At 71.5% G+C, this 12,487-nt stretch carries 9 protein-coding genes; 2 read left to right on the forward strand and 7 right to left on the reverse strand.

All coding sequences use genetic code 11. The features are described from left to right. The first annotated feature begins 22 nt into the window (after window positions 1-22). The gene (gene paaZ, locus MRBLWO14_RS03765; RefSeq protein WP_341935128.1) at window positions 23-2,104 is read left to right on the forward strand and encodes a phenylacetic acid degradation bifunctional protein PaaZ; all 2,082 of its coding nucleotides are present in this window, start codon (window positions 23-25) and stop codon (window positions 2,102-2,104) included. 138 nt (window positions 2,105-2,242) lie between these two features. Here the strand turns inward: paaZ and MRBLWO14_RS03770 are convergent, their stop codons facing one another. From MRBLWO14_RS03770 to dhaK, 6 genes are all read right to left on the reverse strand, one after another. Further along, window positions 2,243-2,842, reverse strand: a complete 600-nt coding sequence (locus MRBLWO14_RS03770; RefSeq protein WP_341935129.1) for a TetR/AcrR family transcriptional regulator — start codon at window positions 2,840-2,842, stop codon at window positions 2,243-2,245. Between the two features lie 139 nt (window positions 2,843-2,981). Then, the gene (gene paaK / locus MRBLWO14_RS03775; RefSeq protein ID WP_341935130.1) at window positions 2,982-4,235 is read right to left on the reverse strand and encodes a phenylacetate--CoA ligase PaaK; all 1,254 of its coding nucleotides are present in this window, start codon (window positions 4,233-4,235) and stop codon (window positions 2,982-2,984) included. 124 nt (window positions 4,236-4,359) lie between these two features. After that, on the reverse strand, window positions 4,360-4,737 hold the full coding sequence (gene paaI, locus MRBLWO14_RS03780) for a hydroxyphenylacetyl-CoA thioesterase PaaI (protein ID WP_341936157.1): 378 nt from the start codon (window positions 4,735-4,737) through the stop codon (window positions 4,360-4,362). 145 nt (window positions 4,738-4,882) lie between these two features. Next, window positions 4,883-7,453 carry a phosphoenolpyruvate--protein phosphotransferase gene (ptsP, locus tag MRBLWO14_RS03785; RefSeq protein ID WP_341935131.1) on the reverse strand — a complete coding sequence of 857 codons (2,571 nt, stop codon included), beginning with the start codon at window positions 7,451-7,453 and terminating at the stop codon, window positions 4,883-4,885. Then, entirely contained in the window at window positions 7,453-8,097 is a 645-nt protein-coding gene (dhaL, locus tag MRBLWO14_RS03790) for a dihydroxyacetone kinase subunit DhaL (protein ID WP_341935132.1), read from the reverse strand. The genes ptsP and dhaL overlap by 1 nt, the downstream gene beginning before the upstream one ends. Then, on the reverse strand, window positions 8,094-9,095 hold the full coding sequence (gene dhaK, locus MRBLWO14_RS03795) for a dihydroxyacetone kinase subunit DhaK (RefSeq protein ID WP_341935133.1): 1,002 nt from the start codon (window positions 9,093-9,095) through the stop codon (window positions 8,094-8,096). The genes dhaL and dhaK overlap by 4 nt, the downstream gene beginning before the upstream one ends. A 177-nt stretch (window positions 9,096-9,272) precedes the next feature. Here dhaK and MRBLWO14_RS03800 point away from each other — a divergent pair, with 177 nt between their 5' ends. Continuing rightward, window positions 9,273-10,040 carry an IclR family transcriptional regulator gene (locus MRBLWO14_RS03800; RefSeq protein WP_341935134.1) on the forward strand — a complete coding sequence of 256 codons (768 nt, stop codon included), beginning with the start codon at window positions 9,273-9,275 and terminating at the stop codon, window positions 10,038-10,040. 139 nt (window positions 10,041-10,179) lie between these two features. On the opposite strand, the gene MRBLWO14_RS03805 is transcribed toward MRBLWO14_RS03800, so the two are convergent. Further along, window positions 10,180-12,336: a DEAD/DEAH box helicase gene (locus MRBLWO14_RS03805; RefSeq protein ID WP_341935135.1), complete on the reverse strand. Its 2,157-nt coding sequence runs from the start codon at window positions 12,334-12,336 to the stop codon at window positions 10,180-10,182. Window positions 12,337-12,487: the final 151 nt, after the last annotated feature.

Genomic DNA, 12,487 nt, shown 5'->3' on the forward strand with positions numbered 1-12,487 from the left:
AGACCCGACGGAAGGACGAGAGATGACCGACATCCTGCCCAGCTACGTGCAGGGCGCGTGGTGGACCCCCACGGATGCGACCGACGCCGCAGAGGTCCGCGACGCGTCGACCGGCGAGGTCGTCACCCGCGTCTCGACCGACGGACTCGACCTCGGCGCCGCCCTCGCGTACGCGCGGAGCACCGGCCAGGACTCCCTCGGCGAGCTCACCTTCCACCAGCGCGCCGTGCGGCTCAAGCAGCTCGCCCTCGCGCTCACCGAGCGCAAGTCCGAGCTGTACGAGATCTCCAGCCGCACCGGCGCGACCTCGCAGGACTCCTGGGTGGACATCGACGGCGGTATCGGCGTGCTCTTCGCCTACTCCAGCAAGGGCCGCCGCGAGCTGCCGAACGCGAAGGTGTACGTCGACGGCCCGGTCGAGAACCTTTCCCGAGACGGGTCGTTCATCGGGCGGCACATCTACACGCGCCTGCGTGGAGCGGCCGTGCAGATCAATGCCTTCAACTTCCCCGTCTGGGGGTCGCTCGAGAAGTTCGCCCCCGCGTTCCTCGCCGGAGTGCCCACGGTCGTGAAGCCCGCGACGCCGACCGGCTACCTCACCGAGGCCATGGTGCGGATCATGGTCGAGTCCGGCCTGCTCCCCGAGGGATCGCTGCAGCTCGTCTCCGGCAGCGTGCCGACCCTGTTCGACGATCTGCGGCTCGGCGACCTCGTCGCCTTCACCGGTTCCGCCTCGACCGCCGAGCGCCTCCGCGCTCACGACGCCGTGCAGACGGGCGGCGTGCGGTTCACCAGCGAGACCGACTCGATCAACGCCTCGGTCCTCGGAACCGATGCCGTCAGCGGCACCCCCGAGTTCGAGGCCTACGTGCGTCAGCTCGTCGCCGAGATGACGAGCAAGGCCGGACAGAAGTGCACCGCGATCCGCCGGGCGATCGTTCCGACGGAGCTCGTCGACGACGTGATCGGCGCCGTGCGCACCCGGCTCGCCGAGCGCATCGTCATCGGCGACCCCCGTGCCGAGGGCGTGACCATGGGCCCGCTCGCCTCCACCGCACAGCGTGACGAGGTGCTGCGTCAGGTCGAGCGTCTGCGCGCGGGCGGCGGCGAGCTCGTGGTCGGGTCGACCGACGCCCCGACCGTGCGCCGCGCCGACGGCAGTGAGGGCGCAGCTCCCGACGGAGCGTTCGTCTCGCCCATGCTCCTGCGCTTCCCGGATGCCGAGAGCGACGCCGTGAACGAGATCGAGGCGTTCGGCCCGGTGTCGAGCATCATCGGCTACGACTCGCTCGACGAGGCCAGCGCGCTGGTCGCCCGCGGCGGCGGCTCGCTCGTCACCAGCGTCGCCACGCACGACCCCGAGGTGGCCGTGACGCTGGCATCGGGCATCGCCGCGTACAACGGCCGAGTCCTGTTCCTCGACCGCGACGACGCCCGCAGCTCGACCGGTCATGGCTCCCCGCTGCCGAACCTCGTCCACGGCGGGCCGGGCCGCGCCGGCGGCGGCGAGGAGCTGGGCGGCATCCGTGCCGTGCTGCACCACATGCAGCGCACCGCCGTGCAGGGGTCGCCCGCGATGATGACCGCCCTCACCGGAGTGTGGCACCAGGGTGCGGCAGCGCGTCCGTACCAGGACAGCGACGGCGTGCATCCGTTCCGCAAGTCGCTCGCCGAGCTGCACATCGGCGACCAGGTCGCCAGCGCTTCCCGCACCGTGACGCTCGACGACATCGAGACGTTCGCGGCGTTCACCGGCGACACCTTCTACGCCCACATGGACGAGGCCTCCGCCGCCGCCAACCCCTTCTTCCCCGGACGCGTGGCGCACGGATACCTGCTGGTGTCGTGGGCCGCCGGACTCTTCGTCGACCCCGCACCCGGCCCCGTGCTCGCGAACTCCGGCCTCGAGAACCTGCGGTTCGTGACGCCCGTGTCGCCGGGCGATGAGATCCGCGTCGAGCTCACCGCCAAGCAGATCACCCCTCGCGAGACCGACGAGTACGGCGAGGTGCGATGGGACGCCGTGCTCAAGAACCAGGATGACGAGATCGTCGCCACCTACGACGTGTTGACCCTCGTCGCGAAGGAGCGGGACGCAGCGTAAGCGGCGGCGGAGTACGAGACGCAGTGCCGGTCTCTGCGGAGACGGCGCTGGGTTCCGGTCAGCGCTCGCCGGCGCTGTCGACGGTCAGCGCGTGCCGGCGCTGGTTCCCGGTCAGCGCTCGCCGGCGCTGGTTCCCGGTCAGCGCTTGCGCAGACCGTCGAGCGCGATCGCGACCACGTCGTCGGCCAGGCGGTCGGCGCCCTCCCGCCCGCCGGGGCGGTACCACTCCACGATCGAGTTGATCATCCCGAACGTGAGGCGCGACGCCACGCTCGCATCGATGTCGTCGCGCAGAGCCCCCTCGTCCTGCGCGGCCGTCACGAGCGCCGTGATCCGACGGTCGAAAGTGCGCCGACGTGACAGCGCCGTGCGCTCGACCTCGGTGTTGCCCCGCACTCGCAGCAGGAGGGTCACAGCAGGCAGCTGGTCGACGAGCACGTGCACCGCGCCCCTCAGCACCTGCTCCAGTCGGTCGGCCGCCGAGCTCGCCCCTGCCGTCGGCTCCTCGACCACAGCCTCGAGACTGCTCAGCGCCGAATCCAGCGCCCGATCGAGGATCTCGTCCTTCGAACCGAAGTGGTGGTAGATCGCGGACTTCGACAGCCCGAGGCGCTCGGCGAGCATGCCGATCGACGTCGCGTCGTATCCGTACTCGTTGAACGCGGCCACCGCGACGGCGAGGATCCCCTGCTGGTCATAACCGGGGCGACCGCGTCGCGCACTCTGCATCTCGGACATCACGACTCAGTCTCCCACCCGCGGACCGATCAGGCGCGAAGCGCACGGCGGGCACACATCCAGACGTTCAGCGCAGATCGTAGACCCGCTTGTACTTCCCCTCGCTGCGCGGCAGCGCGCCGGGCACACATCCAGACGCTCAGCGCAGGTCGTAGACCCGCTTGTACTTCCCCTCGCTGCGCGGCAGCGCGCCAGGCTCTTCGAGGCGCACGGCGACCGTCGACCCGATGAAGACCTTGATGCGCTGAGCGAGAACCTCCGCGGCGCTCTCGCACGTCTCGACCGACAGCTCGGGATGACGCTCGATGCGCACCGTGAGAGCATCCATCCGCCCGTCCTTGGTGAGTTCGAGGATGAAGTGCGGCGTCAGCTGCTCGATGCCGAGCACGAGCTCCTCGATCTGCGTCGGGAAGAGATTGACGCCCCGCACGATGATCATGTCGTCGTTGCGCCCGGTGACCTTCTCCATGCGCCGCATCCCCGGCCGCGCTGTGCCGGGGAGCAGCCGGGTGAGGTCGCGCGTGCGATACCGGATGACCGGGAAGGCCTCCTTCGTCAGAGACGTGAACACGAGTTCGCCGAGCTCGCCGTCGGGCAGCACGGCGCCGGTCTCGGCATCGATGACCTCGGGCAGGAAGTGGTCCTCCCACAGGTGCGGTCCGTCCTTGCCCTCCAGGCACTCGCTGCCGACCCCCGGACCCATGACCTCGCTCAGCCCGTAGATGTCGAGAGCGTCGATGTCGAGCCGCTGCTCGAGCTCGCGCCGCATCTCGTTCGTCCACGGCTCGGCTCCCAGCACCGCCACCTTCAGCGACGTCGACCGCGGATCGATGCCCTGCGCCACCATCGCATCGGCGATGGTCAGCAGGTAGCTGGGCGTGCACAGGATCGCATCCGGCTCGAAGTCGCGGATCAGCTGCACCTGCCGCGCGGTCTGCCCGCCCGAGACCGGGATGACGGTCGCACCGAGCGCCTCGATACCGGCGTGCGCGCCGAGGCCGCCCGTGAACAGCCCGTACCCGTAGGCGTTGTGCACCTTCATGCCGCGCCGGATACCGGCCGCGCGCAGCGACCGCGCCACCAGCGTGCCCCAGCGGTCGAGGTCGCCGGACGTGTACCCCACCACCGTGGGACGCCCCGTCGTTCCGCTGGACGCGTGGATGCGGGCGACGTCGCTCATCGGCACCGCGAACATGCCGAAGGGATAGGTCTCGCGCAGATCCGCCTTCGTCGTGAACGGCAGCCGCTGGACGTCCGCGAGCGTGCGGATGTCATCGGGATGCACGCCCGCCTCGTCGAAGGTGCGCCGATAGAGCGGCACGTTGGTGTAGGCGTGCCGAACCGTCTGCTGCAGCCTGGCCAGCTGCAGCTGCTCGATCTCGGGACGGCTCATGCGCTCCTCGGCGTCGAGCTCATCCGCGGATGGCGGACGGACGGAAGTCGCGGACGCGGATGATCCGGTGGCGGGTTCGGTCGTCATCGACATGAGTGCTCCGGGCGGGGATCAGAGGGACGGGTCAGAAGGCCTGCGAGGTGGTGCGCGAGCGCCCACGGAACTCGGCGACCGTGTCGCCGAGCTCATCGACGACGGTCACGTCGTAGATGCCGGAGCGCCCCGATCGGGAGCGTCGCACGGCGGTCGCGGTCAGGGTCTGACCGGCCGCCGTCGGCTTGAGGAACGAGATGTCGGCACCCGCGGCGACCGTCACCCGGTCGTCCTCGTTGCAGGCGATCGCGAACGCCGTGTCGGCGAGGGCGAACACGAACCCGCCGTGCGTGATGCGGAATCCGTTGGTCATGTCGTCGCGCACGAGCATCGACACGACCGCGTGACCGGGATCGTCTCGCACGACGACCAGGCCGAGGGATGCCGACGCGCGATCGCGCTGCATCATCGCCCGGTTCGGCGGCAGATCGGGTCCCGGGACGGGCGGTGCCCCTGCCACGGTCTGCTCAGCGGTGCGCGTCTCTGCCATGTCGACCTCCTCGTCGAGCCGGATGCCGCAGCATCCGACCCGACCATACTAACTGAACGATCGGTTAGTAAAGAGGATTCTCCGGATTCGCGAGCACGCGGCGGGCCGCAGCCCGGGCCTCCTCCGCCCCGGATGCCGAGCACGCGGCCTCCGCCGCCCGACGGCAGTCCTCGTGCGTGACCGCCGCAAGCGCCGCCGCCACACGCCCCAGCCCGCGGGACGACATCGAGAGAGACGTCACCCCGCATCCCACGAGCACCGGAGCCAGCGCCGGGTCGCCCGCGGCCTCTCCGCACACGCCCACCGGCTTGCCCGCGGCGCGGCCCGCCTGCCCCACGGCGTGGATGAGCCGCAGCACGGCGGGCTGCCACGGGTCGTTGAGATCACCCAGCTCACCGAGAAGACGATCGGCGGCCATCGTGTACTGCGCCAGGTCGTTCGTGCCGATGCTCACGAAATCGACGACGGCGAACAGCTCGGCGGCGAGGAGAGCCGCCGACGGCGTCTCGATCATGACGCCCACCCGCTCGAGGCCGGCCGAGCGACAGCGCTCGACGAAGCCCCGCGCCTCGGCGACGGTCGCCACCATGGGCGCCATCACTTCGACGTGCGCGGACTCCTGCCGAGCGGCGGCGGCAAGCGCCCGCAGCTGGTCGTCGAGCAGCTGCGGCGAACGCCGGGCGAGACGGAGCCCCCGCACACCGAGCGCGGGATTCTCCTCGGGCTGTGGATCGGTGAACGGCAGGGGCTTGTCGCTCCCGGCATCCAGCGTGCGCACCACGACTCGGCACCCCGCGAACGGCCGGAGCACCGCGCGGTACGCGGCCACCTGCTCGTCGACGCTCGGCGCGTCAGCGCGGTCGAGGAAGCAGAACTCGGTGCGGAACAGCCCGACCCCCTCAGCGCGGGCTGCGGCTGCGGTCTCCGCGTCGGCGGCGCCGCCCACGTTGGCGAGGAGCGGGAGCACTTCCCCGTCGGCGAGAGCGCCGCGACCGTCGAAGGCGATCACCGCAGATGCCGCCCGCGCCGCTTCGACCACCTCGGCGGACGGCTCGACCTCGATCGTCCCCCGGTCGCCGTCGACGAGCACGACGGAGTCCGCCGGGATGCCGGTGGCTCCCGCTGCGGCGACCACCGCCGGCAGTCCGAGCGAGCGCGCGATGATCGCTGTGTGGGAGGTCGGACCGCCGTCCTCCGTGACGAGGGCGACGCAGTTGCCTCCATCGAGAGCAGCGGTGTCGGCCGGCGCGAGATCGCGTGCGACGAGCACGAACGGCTCGTCGCGCTCCGGCACGCCTGGCAGATCCACGTCGAGGATCTCGGCGATGATCCGGTCGCGGACGTCGAGCACGTCCGCGACCCGCTCGGCCATCCGGCCGCCGAGGGCCGCGAGCTTTCGCGCGTGCGCACTGCCCACCTCCCAGACAGCGCGGGGAGCGGTGCGGCCCTTCGCCTGGACGAGCGCGGTCGCCTCGGCGACCAGCTCGGGGTCGGAGGCCAGCAGACGCGACGCGTCGAGGATCGCCCGCGACTCACCGCTCGCAGCGTCGGTGCGACGGCGCAGCTGGTCGGCGACGGCGACCGCCGCCCACTCGATCGCCGACACCGCGGCGGCCCGGTCGGCCGGCGCGACGGTCACCGCACCGTCGGGTTCGACGAGCGGTGCGCCGAGCAGCACGACCGGCGCGGAGACGACGCCCGGACTCACACCCCGACCCCGTAGCACGGCCCCCGGAGCGACGGTCGTGGAGCTCGGGTCGGGCGCGGAGGTGGCGGAGACGGAGGGGTCGGACCTCGTGGACGCCGGCGGCTCGGCGGGTTCGGATGCGGATGCGCAAGAAGTGCCCTCCCCGAACCCGTCGTCGAACAGCGCAGCGACCCGGTCGAGTGCGGCCTCGGCCCCCGGACCGTCCGCCGTCAGCTCGACCTCATCGCCATGACGCGCCCCGAGCACGAGCAGGCGCGACAGACTCGCCGCCGAGGCCTCGGGGCCGTCGGGCAGCCGCCGCAGCCGCACGACCGCCCCGGCCGACGCCTCGGCGATCAGCGCGGCGGGACGCGCATGGATGCCGAGGGCGTTGCGCACCCGGACAGTGCGGCTGAATGCGGAGCGTCGGGAGTCCGCGCCCGGGGCCGCATCGGAGTCCGCGCCCGGCGCTGGGCCCGGCGCCGCGTCGGGGGCCGCGGCCGAGGCCGCGTCGGCGGCCGACGCGAGGTCGTCGCCCAGCTGCCCCGTCTTGGCGGCGAGCGCCCCCGCGGCTTCGGCGGCGACGGCATCCAACTCGCCCCCGGCCGACGCCGACACCACCGCGGCGAGCAGACCCTCGACGAAAGGCGCGGGCGCCAACCGGACGGGAACGTCGCTGGCGCGGAGCTCGAGCGCGAGCTCCGCGCTCAGCACGGCCGAGCCGAGATCCATGAGCACGAGCACGCCGTCGCAGTCCTCCGCGAGCTCGTCGATCGCCGCCGCGACAGCGACGGCGTCGGTGCCGAGCACGGGCGAGCCGTCGGCATCCGTCCCGGCTCCGGCTGCGACGCGCACCTGCGCGCCGCCCGAGGGGACCATCTGCAGGGCAAGCTCGAGGGCCGCCTCCCCGAGCCGAGCGCTGTGGGAGACGGCGACGACGCCGATCATCAGGACGAGCCGGCGATCGCGGCGGCCAGGGCGTCGAACAGGAGCGTCACCGACGCGGCGCCCGGATCGAGGTGACCGGCGCTCCGCTCCCCCAGGTAGCTCGCCCGCCCCTTGCGTGCGACGAGCGGGAGTGTGGCGTCTCGACCCGCAGCAGCGGCGGTGGCCGCCGCAGCCGCGGCATCGGCGAGTCCTGCACCGCGCGCGACACCCGCGTCGAGCGCATCCACGGCCGGAGACATCGCGTCGAACAGCGTCTTGTCGCCCGCTTCGGCCTTGCCACGGGCGACGATGCCGTCGAGCCCCGCGCGCAGTGCGGCAGCGAGACCCGCGGCGTCGAGCTCTGTCACGGCGCCCGCCGTCATGCCCATCCGCAGGAACAGCGTGCCGTAGAGCGGGCCGCTCGCCCCTCCGACCGAGCTGACGAGGGTCATCCCCACGCTCTTGAGCAGCTCATCCACGGTGGCGGGCGCACCGGCGTCGAGCTTCTCGACCACCGCTGCCATTCCCCGTGCCATGTTCGCCCCGTGGTCGGCGTCGCCGATCGCCGAGTCGAGTTCCGTGAGCCACTCGCGCTTCTCAGTGACCGCGTCGCGGAAGCGGGTGATCCAGTCGACGAGCGTCGCCGTGTCGATCGTGTCGGTCATCGGGTCACACCCCCCCACCGGAGTCCGGGGGTGTTCACCGGAGCGTCCCAGAGCCGCAGGAGCTCGTCGTCCGCGGCCAGCACCGTCACGGAGCACCCGGCCATGTCGAGGGAGGTGATGTAGTTGCCGACGAGGTTCCGCACGATCTGCACTCCCGCCTTCTCCAGCAGGGCGGCGACCTCGGCGTACATCAGATACAGCTCGATCTGCGGCGTCGCCCCCATGCCGTTCACCATGACGATCGCGGGCCCGGTGCGGTCGAGGTCGGCGACGATCGGCTCGACCAGCTGACGGGCGATTTCGGATGCCGGGGCGAGGGGCTCGCGGTGACGACCGGGCTCGCCGTGGATGCCGATGCCGATCTCCATCTGATCGTCGGGCAGATCGAACGTCGGCTTGCCCGCGGCGGGGACGGTGCAACTAGTGAGCGCCATTCCCATCGAGCGCCCCTGACCGTTGATGCGCCGGGCGAGGTCGACGACCGACGCGAGATCCTGGCCCTCCTCGGCGGCAGCGCCGACGAGCTTCTCGAGCAGCACGGTGAGACCGACGCCACGCCGGCCGGCGGTGTACAGCGAGTCCTGCACGGCGACGTCGTCGTCGACGATCACAGTGCCGACCTCGATGCCGTCCATCGACGCGAGCTCGGCTGCCATCTCGAAGTTGAGCACGTCGCCGGTGTAGTTCTTCACGATGTGCAGCACTCCCGCGCCCCGGTCAACGGCCTTGGTCGCCGCCTGCACGCGGTCGGGTGTCGGCGAGGTGAAGATCTCGCCCGCGACGGCGGCGTCGAGCATGCCTTCGCCGACGAAGCCTCCGTGCAGCGGTTCGTGCCCGGAGCCACCGCCCGAGACCACTGCGACCTTGCCCTGCGCCTTGGGCGTCGCGCGGGTGATGACGTGCGTCTCGAGATCGACCGAGAGTTCGGGATGCGCGAGCGCCACTCCTCTCAGCGACTCGACGAGCACGTCTTCCGGAGCGTTGATGAGCTTCTTCATGGTGGATCTCCCTTGATCTCGGCCGCACGATCTTCCCGACAAAATCGGAAAGTTATTCGTCAATGTCGAATATGCTCGGGCAGAGTCCTCATGTCAAGGGAGAGGAGGACGGATGATCCAGGCAGAACCCGCGACAGGACGACACACGGACGTCGCCTGCGGAACGGAGCGAACGGGATGATCCAAGCGATCGATCGAGCCGCGAAGGTGCTGGAGCTGCTGCAGGGCGCCCGACACCTCGGCATCACCGACCTCGCGGCGGCCCTCGAACTGCCGCCGTCGACCGTGCACGGCATCGTCAAGTCGCTGCGGGAGCACGGCCTCGTCGCCAAGGAGCGCGGCGGCCAGCGCTACATGCTCGGGCCGACGCTGCTGCGTCTCAGCAACGTGTATCTCGACACCCTCGATGTGCGCGCACGGGCCATGCGCTGGACGCAGGAGCTCGCACGCCGCACCAACCTTCCGGTACGACTCGGCGCCCCGCACTTCCACGAGGTGCTGGTGATCCACCACGACCTGCGCCCCGACGACAGCCGACAGATGCTCGAGACAGGCGTCGCCATCCCTGCGCACGCCTCCGCCATGGGCAAGGTGCTGCTCGCGTACGACGCCGGATTCCAGCGCACCGTCTTCGAGCAGCCCCTCCGCAGCCTCACCGGCGACACGATCACCGACATCGCACGCCTCACCCTGGAGCTGCCCGCGATCGCCGAACGGGCGTCCGCCGTCGAGGCCGACGAAGCAGTCCTGGGCGAGGCGTCAGTCGCGGCGCCCGTCGCCGACGCGTCGAACGAGATCGTCGCAGCGGTGGCGGTGGTGATGCCGACATCGCAGGCGCCGGCGTCAGACAGCGTGCTCGACGCGCTGCGCGAGACCGCCCGCAACATCTCCCGCGAGCTCGGCGCCACCAACTGGCCGCCGCGCCTCGCCCCCGTCGAGGAATAGCGACGGTCGAGCAGAGAAGACGAGGGATGCCGGCGTGTGCGCCGCACCGGCTCGGGTTCAACCGCGCAGCGCCAACGCGAACGGAAGCACCGCCGTCGCACCCGCGCGACGCAGCTCACGCGCCGCCACCGTCACGGACTCAACCGCGCAGCGCCAACGCGAACGGAAGCACCGCCGTCGCACCCGCGCGACGCAGCTCACGCGCCGCCACGGTCACGGTCCATCGGCTGTCGACGAGGTCGTCGACGAGGAGGACCGGGCCCGACGGCATGTCGAGATGCTCGGCGCTGAGTCGGCCCCAGAGGCCGGCGAGGCGGAACACGCTGTTCCCTCCGGCCTGGCCGCTCGGCCCACCGCCGACCGGTTCGAGCGCGCCGAGATACGGGAGACGACCGACCTCGGCCAGGCCCCGAGCGAGCGAGTCGACGAGCAGCGGACGCGACCGTGACGGCATGGCCACCACGGCGACCGGCCGCTCACCCCACTCCCAGCGGGCGAGCACACGGATGCAGGCGTCGAGCAGCTGCGGCGTGACCGCGGCGTCGGGAGCACCGGCGGCGAACACCTGACGCAGGGCACCGCCCCACCCGAGGTCCGTCAGGCGCGCGAGCGCTCGACCTTCGTCCGCCTGCTCCTCGGCGGCGATCCGCCCGCGCACGGGGACGTCGAGCCGGTCGGCGCCGGTCGGCCAGGCGCGCCGCGGCTCGATCGGCACCCCGACTCGGTCGAGCGACTCGGCCGCCTGGGCCCCGGCCTGCGTGGCGATCTCCTGCGGGAACCACACCCCCGCGCAGTTGTCGCATCTGCCGCACGGCGCCGCTGTGTCGTCGTCGAGCGCCCGCTGCAGGAACTCCATGCGGCACCCGTCGGTCTGCTCGTAGTCGAGCATGTGCTGCTGCTCGGCCACGCGCTCCGCCGCGATCCGCTCGTACCGGGCGGCGTCGTACGTCCACGGCTCGCCCGTGGCGATCCAGCCGCCCTGCACCTTCCGCACCGCCCCGTCGACGTCGAGCACCTTGAGCAGCAATTCGAGCGGCGTACGGCGGATGTCGACCATCGCCTCGAGCGCCGGTGTCGAGATCGGCACGTCGCCGAGCGCACCGATCACGCGCTCGGCACGCTCGCGATCCGGCATCGAGGCCGTCGCGAAATAATGCCAGATGTCGCGGTCCTCGACACCGGGCAGCAGCAGCACGTCGGCGCTGTCACTCGCTCGTCCGGCGCGCCCGACCTGCTGGTAGTAGGCCACGGGCGACGAGGGCGCTCCAAGATGCACGACGAAGCCGAGGTCGGGCTTGTCGAAGCCCATCCCCAGGGCGCTCGTCGCGACGAGGGCCTTCACCTCGTTGCGCTTCAGCATCCCCTCGGACTCCTCGCGCTCCTCGGCATCCGTCTGTCCCGTGTACGCGCGCACGTCGTGCCCGTGCTCACGCAGGAGTCGCGCGGTGTCGACCGCCGCGGCGACCGTGAGCGTGTAGATGATGCCCGACCCCGGCAGATCGTCGAGATGGCTGAGCAGCCACGCCAGCCGACTCGCGGAGTCGCGCAGCCGCAGCACGCCCAGGCGCAGCGAGGTGCGGGCGAGCGGCCCGCGGATCGTCAGGACCGGCTCGGACGGAGACGCGTCGGGAAGAGAACCGTGCGTCAGGCTGCCGAGCTGCTCGGCCACGTCGGCCACGACGCGACTGTTCGCCGTCGCTGTGGTCGCCAGCACGGGGACTCCCGTCGGCATCTGCGCGATGAGGTCGCGCAGCCGCCGGTAGTCGGGACGGAAGTCATGACCCCAGTCGCTGATGCAGTGCGCCTCGTCGACGACGAGCATGCCGATGCGCTGCACCAGCGTCGGAACCTGCTGCTCGCGGAACGACGGATTGTTCAGCCGTTCCGGCGACACCAGCAGCACGTCGACCTCGTCGCGGTCGAGCTGTGCGAGCACGTCGCTCCACTCATGCGCGTTGGTCGAATTGATCGCGACCGCCCGCACCCCCGCGCGCTCCGCCGCGGCGATCTGGTCGCGCATCAGCGCGAGCAGCGGCGACACCAGCACGGTCGGCCCGGCGCCCTGGCGTCGCAGCAGCAGCGTCGCGACGAAGTACACCGCCGACTTGCCCCATCCCGTCCGCTGCACGACCAGCGCGCGGCGACGCCCGTCGACCAGCGCCTCGACGGCCTCGAACTGCCCGTCGTGGAAGTCGGCGTCGGAACGACCGACCAGCTCGCGGAGCGCGGCGAGCGCCTGATCTCGGATGCCGTCGCTCGACACGGTCGGGTACGCGGTGTCGGCGGGGGAAGTCATGCCTCCACTCTGCCCGAGGCGTCGGACATCCGCCGTCCGTCCGTCTACAGGGGATCCATCCCGGTGTCCACCGGCCGCAGCGGCAGCAGCTGCCCGGACCGGCAGCAGCTGCCCACAGCGGAGCCAGCCTCCGGCAACGCCGGTAGCGTGA

The organism is Microbacterium sp. LWO14-1.2 (assembly GCF_038397715.1).
Classification (GTDB): domain Bacteria; phylum Actinomycetota; class Actinomycetes; order Actinomycetales; family Microbacteriaceae; genus Microbacterium.